Here is a 17,017-nt window from a genome sequence, read left to right on the forward strand (position 1 = left end):
GCGGCGGCCGCGGGCAGGACCGGACGCACCGTGGTCACGGGCCGTCGGACCCGGTGTGCGGGGCGCGGGACACATCGTGCGGCGAACGGGTTCGGGACCGACGGCCGTGCCCGGCGGCCCGCCCCGGTCCGATCGTGGCGCCGGCCGCGGGGACCGCCGTCGCGGCGCTCCGCCTGCCGGCCACCGCGCTCGTCGCGGGACACGGCATCGCCGTGGTGATCGGGTGAGCCTGCCGGTCGCCACCCCGGCGCGGGGCGTTCGGCCGTACCCCGGCGCCCACCCGGTGCCCGACGCTGGGACCGCAGAACCGCCCGATCCAGGAGGAAGCCCGATGCTGGTGCGCGACATCATGACCCGGCCGGCGCTGACGGCGTCCCCGGCCACCCCGGTGCGCGCGGCGGCCGCGCTGCTCGGCGGGCGGGGCTTCACCGCCCTGCCCGTCGTCGACGACGACGGCGGCCTGCTGGGCATCGTCACCGAGGCCGACCTGCTGCGCGACCGGATCCGGCACGACCCCCGCTCGCCGCTGCTGGGCGGGGAGCTCGCCGCGGGCGGCCCACCGGTGCGCGTCGCGGACGTCATGACCACCGACGTCGTGACGGCGCGGACCTGGACCGACGTCGCCGACCTCGTCGGGGAGATGGCGGCCCGGGGCATCCGGTCGGTCCCCGTCGTCGAGGCGGGCCGGGTCGTCGGGATCGTGAGCCGCCGCGACGTGGTCGACACCCTCACCCGGGCCGACGCCGCCATCGCGGCCGACGTGCGGCGCAGGCTGGAGCGCTACGCGGGCCCCGGTCGCTGGTCGGTGTCGGTCCACGACGGCGTCGTGACGCTGGCCGACCCGTTCGTCGACCCGGCCGAGCGGCACGCCGCCGCGGTGGTGGCCGCCGCCGTGCGCGGCGTCGCCGACGTCCGGGTGGTCCCGCAGGGATAGCGGTCGCCGAGGCGGATGCGGGTCAGCCCGGGGGTCTGCTCGGGACGGTGGGTCACGATCAGCGCGGTGCGCCCCTCGGTGACGGCGAGCAGCTCGCCGGCCAGCGCGTCGGCGGTGGCCGGGTCGAGGTGGGCGGTGGGCTCGTCGAGGACCAGGACGTTGCGCCCGGCGAGCAGCGCGCGGGCGATGCCGAGGCGCTGGCGTTCCCCGCCGGACACCGCGCCCCCGTGCTCGCCGACCGGGGTGTCCAGCCCGTCGGGCAGACCGGCGAGCCACGCACCCAGCCGGGACCGCTCCAGCGCCGCGACGAGCTGCGCGTCGGAGGCCCCCGGTGCGGCCAGCGCGAGGTTGGCGCGCAGGGTGCTGTCGAACAGGTGGGTGCGTGCGCCGCACCAGGCGATGCCGTCGCGGACCCCGTCCCCGGCCCGCTCGCGCACGTCACGGCCGTCGGCGCGCAGGACGCCCGCGCCGGGTTCGAGCGTGCGCAGCAGGGCGGCGACCACGGTCGACTTGCCCGAGCCCGACGGCCCGGTCAGCGCCAGCCGGGTGCCGGGGCGCAGGTCCAGGTCGACGCCGCGGACGGCGTCGGTGACGGCGCCGGGCCAGCGCACCGCGAGGCCGTCGGCGGTGAACCCCGACGGCGGGGGGAGCGGGGCCGCGCGCAGGGGTTCGGCAGCGCGGTGAGCAGCCGGACCGCGGCGTCGGGCAGCCCGGCCACGACGTCGGCCAGCGCGAGCGGGGTGAGCGCCAGCACGGCGAGCGCGGGCCCGGGCAGCGTCCCGGCCGAGACGGCGGCGGCGCCGACCGCGGTGGCCGCCACCGAGGTGGCGCCGGTGGTCAGCACGGCGATCCCGGCGCCGAGGCCGCGGGCCGTGGCGGCGCGGCGCAGCAGCACCCCGAGGCGGGCGTCGGCGGCGGTGAGCCGGTCCCGGAACCGGGCGGCGGCACCGAACACGATCAGGTCCGGGGCGGCCTGCACGAGCTCCACGGCCCCGGCGAGCACCTCCCCGCGGGCGGCGGCGGTGCGGCGCTCCGTGCGGTGCGCGGCCCAGGCGGTGGCCGCGGGGGCGAGCACCCCGGCGGCGAGCACCCCGGCTGCGACGACCAGGCCCGCGGCCGGGAGCAGCAGCCCGATCCCGAGCGCGGTGCCCAGGCCGACGGCGGCGGCGGCCGCGGCGGGCACCAGGACCCGCACCAGCAGGTCCTGCTGGGCGTCGACGTCGGCCACCAGCCGCGACAGCAGCTCCCCGCGGCGCAGGCGCGCGGTGGCCGCCGGTCCCAGCCGCACCAGCGCCTCCCAGATGCGCACCCGCAGCGCACCGGCCACCCGCAGCGCGGCGTCGTGGGAGACCAGCCGCTCGGCGTAGCGCAGCACGCCCTTGCCCAGGCCGAACGTGCGGACGGCCACGATGGCGACCATCAGCGCCAGCACCGGCGGGTGCAGCGCGGCGGAGGAGATCAGCCAGGCCGAGGTGGCGGTCAGGGCGACCCCGCAGCCGAGGGCGAGCGCGCCGAGCAGGGCGGCGAGCAGCAGCCGGGCGCGCCGGCCGCGGGCCGCCGACAGCGTCCAGCGCAGGGGGGTCCAGCGCAGGGGGGTCCAGCGCAGGGGGGTCCAGCGCAGGGGGGTCCAGCGCAGCGGGGAGGCGGAGGTGGGGCCCGACCGCGGCCCTTCGGGGGCTGGAGGTACCGCGGTCGGGGTCTCGGGGGAGGGGGTCGGGGGGACGGGTGGCCGGACGACGGGCGGGGGCACCGGGACCGGGTTCCCGGGGGCGTCCACGGTGTGCACCCGGTCGCAGGCGGCGAGCAGCTCGGCCCGGTGGCTGACCAGCACCACGGTCCGGCCGGCCGCGATGCCGGGCAGCGCCGCGACGATCGCGGCCTCGGTGTCGGCGTCGACGCCCTCGGTGGGCTCGTCGAGCAGCAGCAGGGGCCGGTCGGCGAGCACGGCCCTGGCGAGCGCGACGCGACGCTGCTGCCCGGTCGACAGCCCGTTGCCGTCCTCGCCGACGTCCCGGTCGAGCGGGACGTCCAGTGCGGCGGCGGCCGCGGCCGCGGCCACCCGGGCGTCCGGGGCGTCGGGGACGCCGGTGCGGATGTTGTCGGCCACCGTCCCGCGCACCAGCACCGGGCGCTGCGGGACCCACGCGACGCGGCGCGTCCAGGCGTCGGGGTCGATGTCGGCGAGATCGACCCCGCCGACGGTGACCCGGCCGCCGTCCGGGCGGCGCAGGCCCAGCAGCAGGTCGACCAGGGTGGACTTGCCCGACCCGCTCGGGCCGCGCACGCCGAGGACGGTGCCGGGGTCCAGCACGAGGTCGAGCCCGTCGAGCACCCGCCCGCCGCGGCCCTCGACGACGACGCCGTCGAACCGGACCGCGACGCGCGACGGGTCCGGCGCCGGGATGCGCCGGCCCGAGCCGGTGAGCGGCGTCTCCAGGACCGCGAACACCTCCGCGGCGGCCGCGAGCCCCTCGGCGGAGTCGTGGAAACGCGCGCCGACCGCGCGCAGCGGCAGGTAGACCTCCGGGGCGAGGATGAGCACGACCAGCGCGGTGACCAGGTCGAGCCGCCCGTCGACCAGGCGCAGCCCGATCGACACCGCGACCAGCGCCACCGACAGGGTCGCGAGCAGCTCCAGCACCAGCGCGGAGAGGAACGCGACGCGCAGGGTGCGCATCGTGGCCCGCCGGTAGGACTCGGCCAGCTCGTGCAGCCGCCCGGACTGATGGCGTGCCCGGCCGAACGCGACGAGCACGTCCAGCCCGGCGACGAGGTCGAGGAAGTGGTGGCCGAGCACGGCCAGGGTGCGCCACTGCCGGCGGGTGGAACGCTCGGTGTGCAGCCCGACCAGGATCATGAAGATCGGGATCAGCGGGACCGTCAGGCCCACGACCAGTCCCGAGAGCGGGTCGGCGAACAGGATCCGCCCGGCGACGGCGGCCGGCACGGTGGCCGCGACGAGCAGGGTCGGCAGGTAGCGGCTGAAGTAGCCCTCCAGCCCGTCGAGCCCGCGGGTGGCCAGGGTGGCCAGCTCGCCGGTGGGCGGCAGTCCGGGGTGCCGGGGGCCGAGCGCCAGCACGTGCCCCACCAGCCGCGACCGCAGCTGGCGGATCACGTCGCCGGACGCGCGGTGCGCCGCCACCTCGCCCGCCCAGGCCAGCACGGCGCGCGCGGTGACGGTGGCGAGCAGGCCCAGCAGCAGCGGGGCCAGGGCGCCGGGCCCGGCGCCGCCGAGGAAGGCCGCGTCGACGGCCCGGGCGAGCAGCTCGGCGGCCACGAGCACCAGGCCCGCGGTCGCCACGGCGAGCGCGGCGGCCAGCACGACGTAGCGCCGTGCCGCCGAGGCGTGCCGCAGCAGCCGCGGGTCCAGCGGTCTCATCGGACCTGCTCACCCTCCCGGTGCCCGCCCGCGGGCAGCCCGGCCGCGGCGGGGATGTCGGAGGTGCCGATGCGGCGGCGGAACACCCAGAACGTCCAGGCCTGGTAGGCCAGGACGATCGGGGTGAACACGACCGCCACCCACGTCATGATCGTCAGGGTGTAGGGCGTCGACGCGGCGTTGGTCGTGGTGAGGCCGAACGCCGGGTCGGTGGTCGACGGCAGGACGTCGGGGTAGAGGGAGCCGAACAGCGTCACCGTCACCGCGTGCTCCGCGCCGACCTCGTCGAGCGCGGCCGGGTCGAGCACCTGCTCCGCACCGCGCTGGCCGGGCGGGTGGGCCCGCCGCGGCCCGGGGCGGCGCTGTCGGTCGCCTACCAGCCCGTCCACGATCTCGACACCGGTGATCTGGTCGGCTTCGAGGCCCTCGCCCGGCTGCACGACGCGCCGGGTACGCGAGCCTGACCTACCTCGTGACGCTCCCGGTGACCGCCGTGAAGATCGACCGTTCGTTCACCGCCGGGATGACCACCGACCCGACCAGGGCCACGATCGTCCGGACGGTGGCGCAGCTCGCCTCCGAGCTGGGTCTGCGGTGCGTCGTGGAGGGCATCGAGTCCCGCAGCCAGCTCGACGCGCTGCCCCCGGGACTCCTCGGCCAGGGCTACCTGCTGGGCAGGCCCGGGCCGGATCCCGGTGTCTGGTGCGGGGCGCGCCGGCCCGGCCCGGCCGGCGGGGGCCGTGACTCAGCGGGGCCGTGACTCAGCGGGGCCGTGACTCAGCGGGGGCCGTGGCGCAGCTCGGCCGCGTACACGGCGGCCTCGGTGCGGCGGGCGAAGCCCAGCTTGTGCAGCAGCGAGGAGACGTAGTTCTTGACCGTCTTCTCCGCCAGGTACATCTCCGCGCCGATCTGCCGGTTGGTGAGGCCCTCGGCGATGAGTTCGAGGATCCGGCGCTCCTGCGGGCTCAGCGACTCGTAGCGCGGATCGGCCGGGGCGTCGCCGGTGCGCAGCCGCTCCAGCACCGCGGCGGTGGCGCGCGGGTCGAGCAGGGAACCGCCCGCCGCCACCGTGCGCACCGCCCCGACCAGATCGACCCCGGCGACCTGTTTGAGCAGGTAACCCGACGCCCCGGCCATGATCGCGCCGAACAGGGCCTCGTCGTCGGAGTAGGAGGTGAGCATCAGGCAGGCGGGGGGCGGGCTGACGGCCGAGCGCACGTCGCGGCACACCGAGACGCCCTCGCCGTCGGGCAGCCGGACGTCGAGGATCGCGACGTCCGGGCGCAGGGCCGGGATGCGGGCGAGCGCCTGGGCGGCGGTGCCGGCCTCGCCCACGACGGCGATGTCCTCCTCGGACTCCAGCAGCTGCGCGATGCCGCGCCGGACGATCTCGTGGTCGTCGAGCAGGAACACGGAGATGGTCACAGGCTGCCCTTCGTCGTCGACGGGCTCGACGGTACCGGGCGGCGACGGGCCGCCGCGGCGGCCGTTGGGCCCGCCCGGCAGGGCCGAACGGCCCAGTGCGCGCACCTCGGGACCGCCGCCCGCGGGGCGGCGACCGGGGCGGGTGGGCGATCACCGCAGCAGGACCGCCTCCAGGGCCCGGCGCGGCGTCCGCTCCAGCCGTCCCGGGTCCGGACCGGGGTGCCCGACCCGGATCACCAGCTGGGGGTGGTCCGGCGAGCGCAGCACGGTCGACGCCAGCTGGGCGCGGGTGGCCGCGACCTCCGACGCCTGGCTCAACGGCGTCGTGGCGAGCCCCCGCAGGGTCGCCGCGAGCAGGACGGCGCTGGTCGCCTCGCCGGCGAGCAGGCGGTCGAGCAGCCCGTCGCCCACGGTGGTCAGGACGAGCAGCACCGAGCCGTCGGGCGGGCCCACGGCGGCACCGGCACCACCCAGGTCGCCGCGGGGGAACGCGCGCAGGTCCGGCACGGCGCCGCGGGAGGTGCGGGCGGAGGCCGGCACACCGTCGCGGGCCGCGGCCCAGCGGTGGCTCCAGATCGTCAGCTCGGCGGCGTAGCCGGGGGCGAAGCGCTGGCGTGTCGCGGCGTCGGCCAGCAGCCGGTCGAGCCGGTGCCGGGCCTCGTCGCCGGTCACCGGGTGCAGCGTGGCCCCGCACCCCGTCGCGGCCGCGACGAGGCGGGCGAGCACGTCCGGGGCGACCGGCTCCGCGCCGAGCGGGCGGCGGTCGGTCCGCCGCTCGTCGACGGCGCGGCTCAACGCGGCGAAGCCGGGCTCGGGCGGCCCGTTCCCGACGCGCACCGAGGCCAGGTGGCCGCGGTCCTCCGGTGAGGGCAGCCGGCCGACGTGCGCCGACATGCCCGCCGCGGCGAGGGCGACGCGGAGGTGGTGCAGCGCCGCGCCGCAGCTCAGGATCAGGTCGCGGCCGTCGGGGTCGGTCCCCACCAGCTGCCGGGCCCGGTCGGCGTGCAGCTCCACGACGCCCGGGCGCAACCGCCACCGCCACGGCTGGGTGTTGTGCACCGAGGGCGCCCGCAGCGCCCGCTCCACCGCCGCGGCCAGGACACCGACCGGTACACCACCCATGCCCGCACCGTCCGCCCGTGGTCCGGGTCGACACAGAGGCGGTCGCCCCGGCGGGTGGCGACGACCGGCGACCGCGATCCGGGTCCTTGGTCCCGGCCCGGGCGGTCCGCCGCCCCCTGTGGGGCGCGGCGGTGCGGGGAGACGCTCGCCGGACCGACGACGACGGAGGCGCAGGCGCATGAGCTGGACCGGGACCGGACGGATCGTGGTCGGGGTGGACCCGTCGGACTCCGCGCGGGAGGCCGCCGAGTGGGCGGCCGACCTCGCGGCCGCGCACGGCGGGCACCTGCTCCTGGTGCACGTGGTGCGGGGGGCCTACGGGGAGCGGACGGCCGGCCCCGTGCCGGTCTGGCTGGACGAGCTGCGCGTCACGGCGCTGCGCCTGGGGGTGGGCGGCTGTGCCGTCGAGGTGCTGCCCGGCGAACCGGTCGGGGTGCTGGCCGCCCGGGCCGAGGACGCCGTGCTGCTGGTGCTGGGCAGCTACGGCGAGGCCGCCTGGACGGGGATGCTCGCGGGCTCGGTGGCGGTCTCGCTGCTGGAGCGCGTGCGGTGCCCGGTCGCGGTCATCCGCGGCCGCGCCCCGCACCTCCCGCCGCCGCGCGGCGGTCCCGTCGTGGTCGGCGTCGAGGACTCCCCGGCCGGCCGGGCCGCGCTCGACGTCGCGGCCGGGCTGGCCGGGGCGCTGGGCGCGCGTCTGGTGGGCACGCGGGCGTGGTCCGACGTCGTCGCCGCGGGCGACGGCTCCGCGCACCGCAGGCCCGAGGACCCGGCGGTGCTCGCGGCGGAGGCCCGGGACCTGCTCACCGCCGAGCTCTCCCGGGTCGCCGTCGCGCACCCGGACCTCGCGATCGAGCCCGACCCGGACGAGGACACCCCGCTGCGCGCCCTGCTCGACCGGGCCGCGGGCGCCCGGATGATCGTCGTCGGGCACCGGAGGGGCGCCCCGCAGCCGACCCCGCGCGGCGGGGTGCTGCTCGGGTCGACCAGCCGGGGTCTCGTCGAGTTCGCGGAGTGCCCGGTCGTCGTGGTCGGCCCCGCGATGGTGGGGTCGCGGGCCGCCGGGCCGGTGTCGGGGTCCCGTCCCTGACCCGGGTGCCGCCGGTCAGGGTCGCGCCGTCTCCTCCCGGTAGGCGGCCACCGCGGTGGGCAGCGTCGGGAAGATCCGGTCCTCGCCGATGCGCTCCCGCAGGCCGCTGCGGGCGAGGTCGCCGAGCAGCTCGTGCTTGGCGCGGGCCAGCGCCACGGTGATCCCGCGGCGCCGCAGGTCCGCGCACAGCCCGGCCAGCGCGTCCGCCGCCGTGATGTCGATCTCGACGACCGCCTCGAGGTTCAGCAGCAGCCAGCGCGGGTGCGGGTCGGCGTCGACGGCGGCGGTGGCCCGGGTGCGGAAGTCCTCCGCGTTGGCGAAGCAGAGCGGGGCGTCGTAGCGGTAGACCACCAGGCCCGGGACGGTCGTGGTGCCGGGGTGGTCGTCGACATCGTGCATGCCGGCGAGGCCGGGGGCGAAGCCGAGGACGCCGTCGTGCGGCCGGGACACCCGGCGGAGCAGGTCGAGGATCGACAGCCCGACCGCGGCGAGGACACCACCGAGCACGCCCACGGCCAGCACCGCCGTCGTGGTCGCGAGCGCCAGGAGCAGCTCGGACCGGCGGAACCGGGCGAAGCGGACGAACTCCCGCCGGTCGACGAGCCGGACCGCCGCGTAGACGACGAGGGCGCCCAGCGCGGCGGACGGGAAGGCGGCGAGCACGGGACCCCCGGCGCCGAGCACGACGAGGACGGCCGGCACGGTGACGACCGACGCCAGCTGGCTCCGCCCGCCCACCGCCGCGGCGATCGCCGTCCGGCTGCCGGAGCTGCTGACCGGGAAGCCCTGCAGGACCCCGGCGGCGATGTTGGCGGCGCCGAGCGCGAACAGCTCTCGGTCGGCGTCGACGCGCAGGCCCTCCCGGGCGAAGGCCCGCCCGGTCAGCACGTTGTCGGAGTAGCCGACCAGCGCGACGCCGAGCGCGGGCAGCAGCAGGGCGGCGAGGTCGGCCGGGCCGACCAGCGGGACGGCCGGCGTCGGCAGCCCCGGTGGTACCGGGCCGACCACCGACACCCCGTGGCGCGGCAGGTCGGCCGCGACGCTCACCGCCGTGGCGAGCAGCACCGCGATCAGCGGCGCGGGCAGCCGCGGGAGGAACGCCGCGAGCAGTACCAGTACGGCCAGCACCGCCGCCGAGACGGCGAGCGTGGGAGCGTGGACCCGGTCCAGCTCCCGGGCCATGCCGACGACGTCCTGCACGAAGGTGCCGCCCTCGTACCGGACGCCGGTGAGCCTGCCGAGCTGGCCGGCGATCATGATCAGCGCGATGCCGGCGAGGTAGCCGACGAGCACCGGGCGCGACAGCAGGTCGGCCAGGAAACCCAGCCGCGCCACCCGCCCGGCCAGGCACAGCACGCCGACCAGCACCGCCAGTGCCGCGGCGAGCACCGCATGGCGGGCGGGGTCACCGGCCGCGAGCGGGGCGATCGCGATGGCGGTCATCACCGCCGTCGTCGACTCCGGCCCGACCGAGAGCAGGCGGGACGACCCGAACGCCGCGTACGCCGCGAGCGCCCCGACCGAGGCCCAGAGCCCGACGACCGGCGGCAGCCCGGCGACCGCCGCGTAGGCGAGCACCTGCGGTACCAGGTAGGCCGCGACGGTCAGGCCGGCGAGCAGGTCCGCGGACAGCGCGGACCACTCGCGCCGGCGCAGTGCCGACAGACCCGGCCCGATCCCGTCCCCGAGCACCGGGCCGACGCGCCGCACCCCGATCACCCGCCGGGGGCCGGACGGCCCCGCGTGCCGTCGGTGCCGCGCATCGGTCCACCTCACCGGTTCCGGTTGTGCCGCCGTCGATCGTGGCCGCCGGGGCCGGGGCCTGCGACGGCCGTGCGGTGCGCCGCGGCAGGGCCGGTGGGCGCCCGGAGGAGGGGACCTTCGGCGCTGACGGGCGCGCGGATCCGGTGGGACGGTCCGGCCCCCAGAGGTTCCCCCCACACCGAGGTGATGATCATGCAGACGATTTCCGGCGGCACGGCGCTCGACGTGCGGACCGTCCTGGACCGGCTCGTGCAGTCCGGGATCTCGCCGGAGCGGGCGCTCGCGCACCTGCGCGGTGGCTGGGTCCTCGTCGACGGTGCCGTCGTGCGCGACCCCGCGGCCCCGGCCGAGCCGCCGGCCCGCGTCGAGCTCCGCTCGATCCCCCGCCGGTGACCCCGGTCCGCGGGCGGTGACCGTCCCCGACCCGGGACGGGAGCCCCGGCCGGACCGCGGGCCGGGCGTGGTCGTGGTCGGGGTGGACGGCTCGGCCGGGTCGCTCGCGGCCCTGGACCACGCCCTGGGCGACGCCGCGCGCCGCCGCGCCGGCCTGCGGCTGGTGGTCGCGGTCGACCCGCCGCAGCCGTGGGCGCCGACCTACCGCCCGACGCTGCTGCCGGTCCCGGACGACCTGCTCGACGCGGCCGTCCGGGTCGGCCGTGGCTGGGCGCGCGACGCGGCGGCGCGCCGCCGCCTCGCGACGGGCTCCGGGCCGGTCGACGAGCCGGGCGACGAGCCGGCGGTCGAGGTCCGGGCGGTGCCGGGGCCGGCCGCCGCCGTCCTGCTGGACGCCGCCCGCGACGCCGACCTGCTCGTCGTCGGCCACCGCGGCCGCGGTGCCGCCGCGAGCGTGCTGCTCGGTTCGGTCGGGCTGCTCGGTTCGGTGGCCCTGCGCTGCCTGCTGGAGGCCTGCTGCCCGGTGACGGTCGTGCCGCCCGTCCCGGTGCCCCGGCCCGTGACCGAGCCGGTGCCCCTGACCGTGACGCCGGTGCCCGCCGGCTGACGGTCCGGCACGCCGGGTGGGGCCCGGCCGGGAACGGGCCGGAGGGCCCTGCGCCCCGGGGCGTCGGCCCGTGCCGCCGGCCGGTGCGACGGAGCGACGATCGCGGCACACCGACGAGGGGAAGGTCATGGACGCTCGATCGAGCAGGACCGTGGTATCGGGCATCGACGGGTCGCAGAGCGCGCTCGACGCGGCGCGGTGGGCGGCGGACGAGGCGGCGCGGCGACACGACCGGCTGCGGCTGGTCTACGCGTTCGGCTGGACCACCGAGGCCGTCGGCCACCCGGGGCTCGGGGAACGCCGGCGCGACATCATGCTCGAGCACGCCCGGCGTGACCTGGCCGCCGCGGAGGCCGCCGTCGCCGCGCACGCGCCCGGCGTCCCCGTCGAGAGCGAGCTCGTCGTCGGGTACCCGATCGGGGTGCTGGTGCGGGAGTCGCGTCGCGCGGAGCTGGTCGTGGTCGGCGACCGCGGGCTGAGCCGCGTCGGCGGCCTGCTCCTGGGGTCGGTGGCGATGGCACTGGCCACCCACGGTGGCTGCCCCGTGGTGGTCGTGCGCGGCGCGGGGCAGGCGGTCGCGCCCACGGCGCCGGTCGTGGTGGGGATCGACGGGTCGCCGGTCAGCGAGCTCGCACTGGCCTTCGCCTACGAGGAGGCGGCCCTGCGCGGCGCCCCCCTGGTGGCGGTGCACACCTGGACGGACCTGGTCGCCGACCCCGTCATCGCGCCGCTGCTGGACTGGGAGGCCATCGAGGTCGACGAGCAGGTCGTGCTGGGCGAGCGGCTCGCGGGCTGGGCCGAGAAGTTCCCGGACGTCGTGGTGCGGCGGGTGGTCACCCGGGACCGCCCGGCGCACGCGCTGCTGGAGGAGGCCGTAGGCGCGCAGCTGGTGGTCGTCGGGTCCCGCGGGCGCGGCGGGTTCGCCGGGCTGGTGCTCGGGTCCGTCAGCCACGCCGTCCTGCACCGCAGCCCGTGCCCGGTCGCCGTCGTCCGGCCCGGGGAGCCCGGGTGACGGCGGTGTCCGCACCCGCCGCGGTGCGGGACCTCGCCGACCTCACCGCCGCCGACCTGCAGGAGGTCGGCGGCAAGGCGGCGAACCTGGGCGAGCTGCTGGGTGCGGGCTTCCCGGTCCCCCCGGGGTTCGTCGTCCCGGCCGCCGAGCACCTGGCCGCGCTGTGGCACGCCGGGATCGACGCGGACGTGGCCCGCAGCCACGGCGCCGCGCTGGCCGCGGCCACCGACGACCCGCAGGCGCTCGCCGGACTGTGCGCGCGGACGGCGGACCTGGCCCGCACCGCGCCCGTCCCGCCGACCCTGGAGGCCGCGGTCCGCGCGGCCTACGGGCGGCTGCCCGACCCCGGCGAGCGGGGGACGGTCGTGGCGGTGCGGTCCTCCGCGGTGGGTGAGGACGGCGCGCAGGACTCGTTCGCCGGCATGAACGCCACCTTCACCAACGTGCGCGGCGTGGACGATCTCCTGGCGCGTGTCGTGGACTGCTGGGTGTCCGCCTACTCGCCGCGGGTGGTCGCCTACCGGGCCGCGCGGGGGCTGGCCGCGGAGCCGGCCGTCGCCGTCGTGGTCCAGGTGATGGTGCCCGCGCAGCGGGCCGGGGTGGCGTTCACCGCCGACCCGGTCGGCGGGCGCACCGACGTCGTCGTCGTGGAGGCGGCGTTCGGGCAGGGCGAGGTGGTGGTGAGCGGGGCCGTCGAGCCCGACACCTACGAGTTCGACGCCGACGGGGTCCGGCTCATGGCGCTGCGGGTGGGGCACCAGACCCACGAGATCGTCCGGGGCCGCGACGGCGCCGACCTGACCGTGCCGCTCGATGCCGAGCGCGGGCGGGCGCGGGTGCTGTCCGACGACGAGGCCGGGGCGGTCGCACGCCTGGCCCTGCGGGTGCAGGAGCACTTCGGGGTGCCGCAGGACGTCGAGTGGGCCATGGTCGGGCGCCGGCTGTGGCTGCTGCAGTCCCGCCCGGTCACCACGCTGGGCCCGTCGTCCGGTTCGGGGGCCGGGACGGAACCGCTGGTCCGCGGCCTCGCCGCGGCACCGGGCCGCGCCGGCGGGCGCGTGCGCGTCCTCACCGCGCCGGAGCTGGGCGGGTCCCTGGTCGACGGCGAGGTGCTCGTCGCCCCCATGACCAACCCGGACTGGCTGCCGACGATCCGGCGGGCCGCGGCCCTGGTCACCGACAGCGGCGGTGCGACCTGCCACGCCGCGATCGCGGCCCGGGAGCTGGGCGTGCCGTGCGTGGTCGGGACGCGCCGGGCGACGACCGTGCTGCGCGACGGGACGGCCGTCACCGTCGACGGCGGCACGGGCGAGGTCCTCCCCGGGGTGCAGCGGCGCGCGCCCGCGACGACCGCGCCCGTCGCCGCGGCCCCGGTGCCGGCCGTGCCGCTGGCCACCCGGGTCTACGTCAACCTCGCGGCGCCGGACCAGGCCGAGCGGGTGGCCGCGGGCCCGGTCGACGGCGTCGGGCTGCTGCGCGCGGAGTTCATGCTCACCCGGGCGCTGGACGGCTGGCACCCCCGCGAGCTGGTGGCGCGGGGCGAGCAGGAGCGGTTCGTCTCGGCCATGGCGGGGTCGCTGCTGCAGGTGACCCGGGCGTTCGCCCCGCGACCGGTGGTCTACCGGGCCACCGACCTGCGCAGCAACGAGTTCCGGGGGCTGCGCGGCGGCGAGGCGCACGAGCCCGTCGAGCACAACCCGATGATCGGCTACCGCGGCGCGTTCCGGTACCTGCGCGAGCCCGACCTGTTCGACCTGGAGCTGCGGGTGCTCGACCGCGTCCGGGAACACACGCCGAACCTGCACCTGATGATCCCGTTCGTGCGCACCCGGTGGGAGCTGGAGGCGTGCCTGGAGCTGGTCGACGCGAGCCCGCTGGGCGCCCGTCGCGGCATGCACCGCTGGGTGATGGCCGAGGTGCCCTCGGTGCGGCACTGGCTGCCCGCCTACGTGGGGATGGGCATCGACGGGGTGTCGATCGGGAGCAACGACCTCACCCAGCTGGTGCTGGGCGTCGACCGCGACTCGGAGCTGTGCGCCGAGCTCTACGACGAGTCCGACCCCGCGGTGCTGGCGGCCGTCGGCGAGATCGTCGACACCGCGAACCTGCTCGGGATCACCTCGTCGCTGTGCGGGCAGGCGCCCTCGGCCCGGCCCGGGTACGTGGACCACCTCGTCGCCGCCGGGATCACCTCGGTCTCGGTGGACCCCGGCGCCGTCGACGCGGTGCGGGCGGCCGTCGCCTCGGCCGAGCGCAGGCTGCTGCTCGACGCGGCCCGGCGCGGAGCGGTGCCCTGATGCGCGCCCACGTCGGCGACTGGCTCGTCATCCCACCGGCTCCCGGTGAGCACGTGTCGCGGCGCGGCCGGATCGTCGGCGTGCCGCACGAGGACGGGTCACCGCCCTACCGCGTCCGCTGGCTCGACGACGACCACGAGTCGCTGCTGTTCCCGCCGCCCGACGCGCACCTGCGGTGCCCGGCGCCGACCAGCGGGGGGCGGTCCTGACGTGACCGGGCCGCCCGTGACCGGGCCGACGGGGGCGCCGCACGGGCCGCGACGTCGTCCCACCTCGGGCGGGCCGGTGGGTGGTGGGGCCGTGACCCTGCCGGACCTCCCCGGCGACCGTCCACCGGCCGGGCCCGACGGGCTCGGCACGGCGGAGGCGGCCCGCCGGCTCGCCGCGGACGGACCCAACGCGCTGCCGGTACCGCGCCCGCCCGCGCCGGTCCTGCTGCTGCTGCGCCAGCTCACGCACTTCTTCGCCGTCATGCTGTGGGTCGCGGCCGGGCTGGCCGTGATCGGCGGCATGCCCCAGCTCGGCGTCGCGATCGCGGTGGTGGTCGTCGTCAACGGGGTGTTCGCGTTCGTCCAGGAGTACCGGGCCGACCGCGCCGGGCAGCGGCTGCGCGACCTGCTCCCGGTCCGGGCGACGGTCCTGCGCGACGGGCACCGCGTCACCGTGGCCGCGGAGGAGCTGGTGCGCGGCGACGTCGTGCTGCTCGACGCGGGGGACCGGATCAGCGCCGACCTGCGCCTGGACCGCGTCGACGGCCTCGCCCTCGACGAGTCGCTGCTGACCGGGGAGAGCGTGCCGGTGCGGCCGGACACCGGCGGCCGGGCACTGGCCGGCACCTTCGTCACCCAGGGCACGGCCCGCGCGACGGTGACGGCGACGGGGGCGGCGACCCGCCTGGCCGGGATCGCGGCGCTCACCCGCGCCACCCGGCGCCCGCCCGGCCCGCTGGCCCAGCGGCTGAGCCAGGTGGTGCGGGTCGTCGCGGTGATCGCGGTGCTGGTGGGGGTGGTGTTCCTCGGCGTCGCGCTGCTGCTGGGGATGGACCCGACGGCAGGGTTCCTGGTCGCCGTCGGGGTGACCGTCGCGCTGGTCCCCGAGGGGCTGCTGCCGACCGTCACGCTCTCGCTCGCCCGCGCCGCCCACGCCATGGCGCGCGAGCGCGCGCTGGTGCGCCGGCTGGAGGCGGTGGAGACCCTCGGTTCGACGACGGTGATCTGCACCGACAAGACCGGCACGCTGACCGGCAACCGGATGAGCGTGGTCCGGGTCTGGACGCCGCCCGGCGCGGCCGAGGTGCACGGCAGCGGCTACGACCCGGACGGCACCGTCGACGCCGGCCCGGCCCGCGCCGCCGTCACCCGGCTGGCCGGCGCCGCGGCCCGGGCGGTCACCGGCCGCGCCGTCCTCCGGGAGGGGGTGTGGACCCCCGTCGGCGACCCGATGGAGGTCGCGCTGCACGTCCTGGCGCTGCGCTGCGGGCTGGACCCGGCCGCCGACGAACGGGCCCGGCCCGAGGTGCGCCGCGTGGTGTTCGACCCCCGGCGGCGGCGCACGCTCGCCGTCGTCGGCGGCCCCGGCGGCGCAGCCGAGGTGGTCGTCGTGGGGGCCGGCGAGACCGTGCTGCCGCTGTGCGGGACGGAGCCGGCCGCGGCGTCGGCGGTCGACGCGATGGCCCGGGACGGGCTGCGGGTGCTCGCGGTGGCGGCCCGCGTGCTGCCGCCCGGCACCGCCGACGCCGCGGCGCCGCCCGCGCTGGAGCGCGGTCTGGAGCTGCTCGGCGTCGTCGGTCTGCAGGACCCCCCGCGCGACGGCGTCGCCGAGGCGGTGCGGCGGTGCCGCGACGCGCACATCCGGCTGACGATGATCACCGGGGACCACCCGGCGACGGCGCGGGCCGTCGCCGAGCAGGTCGGGCTCGCCCTGCCCGGCAGCCCGGTCGTCGTCGCCGCGGACCTCCCTCCCGACGACGCCGCGCTGGGGGAGCTGATCGACCACGACGGCACGGTCGTGGCGCGGGCGACGCCGGAGGACAAGCTCCGGATCGCCCGGGCCCTGCGGGCCCGCGGCCACATCGTGGCGATGACCGGTGACGGGGTGAACGACGGGCCGGCGCTGCGCGAGGCCGACATCGGCGTCGCGATGGGGCGCAGCGGCACCGACGTCGCCCGGGAGGCCGCCGACCTGGTGCTCCTCGACGACCACTTCGCCACGATCGTCACCGCGGTCGCCTTCGGCCGGGCCACCTTCGCCAACATCCGGCGCTTCCTCACCTACCACCTCACCGACAACGTCGCGGAGCTGGCGCCGTTCCTGCTGTGGGGGCTCACCGCAGGCGGGGTGCCGCTGGCGCTGGGGGTCCTGCAGGTGCTCGCCCTCGACATCGGCACCGACCTGCTGCCCGCGCTCGCGCTGGGCGCCGAACCGCCGACCTCCTCGGCGCTGCGCGGCCCGGCCCGCACGGGACGGCTGGTGGACCGCCGCGTGCTCGGCCGCGCGTTCGGCGTCCTCGGCCCCACCGAGGCCGTCGTCGAGCTCGGCGCGTTCCTCGCGGTGCTGCTGCTCGGCGGCTGGCGCTGGGGCGCGACCCCGTCGGTGCCGCTGCTCGCCGCGGCGTCGGGAGCCGCGTTCACCGCGGTGGTGCTCGGCCAGCTCGCCAACGCCTTCGCCTGCCGCAGCGAGCACCGCCCCGCCGGGCGGTGGTCGCTGCGCGGCAACCGCCTGCTGCTCGTCGCGGTCGTCGTCGAGCTGGGGCTGCTCGGGGTCTTCCTGGCGGTGCCCCCGGTCGCCGGGGTGCTGGGGCACACGCTCCCGACGGCGGCGGGCTGGGCGCTGGCGGCCCTGGCCGTCCCGGCCGTCCTGCTGGTCGACCGGGTGCACAAGGCGGCGACCCGGGGGCGCGCCGCGTGATCCGCCGGGGGCCGGACGGCCCGCCCGCAGGTGCCGCGCGACCCCTGCCCGCCACGGCGGTGCGGCTCGATGCTTGCGGTGTGGGAGTCG

Annotated in this window: 14 protein-coding genes and 2 pseudogenes; 10 read left to right on the plus strand and 6 right to left on the minus strand. The window is 78.4% G+C overall.

Going from position 1 to position 17,017, the window contains the following annotated elements:
• Positions 1 to 331 precede the first annotated feature (331 nt).
• On the plus strand, positions 332 to 934 hold the full coding sequence (locus PHY01_RS11525; protein ID WP_141278590.1) for a CBS domain-containing protein: 603 nt from the start codon (positions 332 to 334) through the stop codon (positions 932 to 934).
• A gap of 191 nt (positions 935 to 1,125) precedes the next feature.
• On the opposite strand, the pseudogene PHY01_RS27580 reads toward PHY01_RS11525, so the two are convergent.
• The 3 genes and pseudogenes from PHY01_RS27580 to PHY01_RS11535 all read right to left on the minus strand — a co-directional run.
• Positions 1,126 to 1,545, minus strand: a pseudogene (locus PHY01_RS27580) (ATP-binding cassette domain-containing protein); the annotation flags it as partial.
• Positions 1,467 to 4,313 carry a thiol reductant ABC exporter subunit CydD gene (cydD, locus tag PHY01_RS11530; RefSeq protein ID WP_246085843.1) on the minus strand — a complete coding sequence of 949 codons (2,847 nt, stop codon included), beginning with the start codon at positions 4,311 to 4,313 and terminating at the stop codon, positions 1,467 to 1,469. The gene cydD and the pseudogene PHY01_RS27580, both read right to left, overlap by 79 nt.
• Positions 4,310 to 4,579: pseudogene (locus tag PHY01_RS11535) on the minus strand (cytochrome d ubiquinol oxidase subunit II); the annotation flags it as partial. The gene cydD and the pseudogene PHY01_RS11535, both read right to left, overlap by 4 nt.
• Between PHY01_RS11535 and PHY01_RS11540 the strand changes: the two are divergent.
• Positions 4,580 to 4,777 carry an EAL domain-containing protein gene (locus PHY01_RS11540; protein ID WP_141278591.1) on the plus strand — a complete coding sequence of 66 codons (198 nt, stop codon included), beginning with the start codon at positions 4,580 to 4,582 and terminating at the stop codon, positions 4,775 to 4,777. It begins immediately after the preceding pseudogene.
• Positions 4,778 to 4,806: 29 nt separating this feature from the next.
• Positions 4,807 to 5,073, plus strand: coding sequence for an EAL domain-containing protein (locus PHY01_RS11545; RefSeq protein ID WP_246085844.1), 267 nt, complete (start codon positions 4,807 to 4,809; stop codon positions 5,071 to 5,073).
• Between the two features lie 17 nt (positions 5,074 to 5,090).
• On the opposite strand, the gene PHY01_RS11550 is transcribed toward PHY01_RS11545, so the two are convergent.
• Together PHY01_RS11550 and PHY01_RS11555 are read right to left on the minus strand one after the other, a co-directional pair.
• On the minus strand, positions 5,091 to 5,738 hold the full coding sequence (locus PHY01_RS11550) for a response regulator (RefSeq protein ID WP_141278593.1): 648 nt from the start codon (positions 5,736 to 5,738) through the stop codon (positions 5,091 to 5,093).
• A 150-nt stretch (positions 5,739 to 5,888) separates the two neighbouring features.
• Complete coding sequence (locus PHY01_RS11555) at positions 5,889 to 6,860, minus strand: Acg family FMN-binding oxidoreductase (RefSeq protein WP_170183766.1); 972 nt, start codon at positions 6,858 to 6,860, stop codon at positions 5,889 to 5,891.
• A 178-nt stretch (positions 6,861 to 7,038) separates the two neighbouring features.
• Here PHY01_RS11555 and PHY01_RS11560 point away from each other — a divergent pair, with 178 nt between their 5' ends.
• A complete protein-coding gene (locus PHY01_RS11560) occupies positions 7,039 to 7,947 on the plus strand; it encodes a universal stress protein (protein WP_170183767.1) in 909 nt (302 codons plus the stop codon).
• Positions 7,948 to 7,962: 15 nt separating this feature from the next.
• Here the strand turns inward: PHY01_RS11560 and PHY01_RS11565 are convergent, their stop codons facing one another.
• The gene (locus PHY01_RS11565; RefSeq protein WP_246085845.1) at positions 7,963 to 9,657 is read right to left on the minus strand and encodes a SulP family inorganic anion transporter; all 1,695 of its coding nucleotides are present in this window, start codon (positions 9,655 to 9,657) and stop codon (positions 7,963 to 7,965) included.
• A gap of 246 nt (positions 9,658 to 9,903) precedes the next feature.
• On the opposite strand from PHY01_RS11565, the gene PHY01_RS11570 reads away from it, so the two are divergent.
• The 6 genes from PHY01_RS11570 to PHY01_RS11595 all read left to right on the plus strand — a co-directional run bounded on the left by PHY01_RS11570 (position 9,904) and on the right by PHY01_RS11595 (position 16,927).
• Positions 9,904 to 10,104: a hypothetical protein gene (locus PHY01_RS11570; RefSeq protein WP_141278596.1), complete on the plus strand. Its 201-nt coding sequence runs from the start codon at positions 9,904 to 9,906 to the stop codon at positions 10,102 to 10,104.
• A 16-nt stretch (positions 10,105 to 10,120) separates the two neighbouring features.
• Positions 10,121 to 10,711, plus strand: a complete 591-nt coding sequence (locus PHY01_RS11575) for a universal stress protein (protein WP_170183768.1) — start codon at positions 10,121 to 10,123, stop codon at positions 10,709 to 10,711.
• Positions 10,712 to 10,838: 127 nt separating this feature from the next.
• On the plus strand, positions 10,839 to 11,723 hold the full coding sequence (locus PHY01_RS11580; protein ID WP_141278598.1) for a universal stress protein: 885 nt from the start codon (positions 10,839 to 10,841) through the stop codon (positions 11,721 to 11,723).
• A gap of 5 nt (positions 11,724 to 11,728) precedes the next feature.
• A complete protein-coding gene (gene ppsA, locus PHY01_RS11585) occupies positions 11,729 to 14,020 on the plus strand; it encodes a phosphoenolpyruvate synthase (protein WP_218030112.1) in 2,292 nt (763 codons plus the stop codon).
• Entirely contained in the window at positions 14,020 to 14,229 is a 210-nt protein-coding gene (locus PHY01_RS11590; protein WP_141278599.1) for a DUF1918 domain-containing protein, read from the plus strand. Before ppsA ends, PHY01_RS11590 begins: the two co-directional genes overlap by 1 nt.
• A 91-nt stretch (positions 14,230 to 14,320) precedes the next feature.
• A complete protein-coding gene (locus tag PHY01_RS11595) occupies positions 14,321 to 16,927 on the plus strand; it encodes a cation-translocating P-type ATPase (protein ID WP_246085846.1) in 2,607 nt (868 codons plus the stop codon).
• Positions 16,928 to 17,017 lie beyond the last annotated feature (90 nt).

It is taken from the genome of Pseudonocardia hydrocarbonoxydans (assembly GCF_006539565.1).
GTDB classification, from domain to species: Bacteria; Actinomycetota; Actinomycetes; order Mycobacteriales; family Pseudonocardiaceae; genus Pseudonocardia; species Pseudonocardia hydrocarbonoxydans.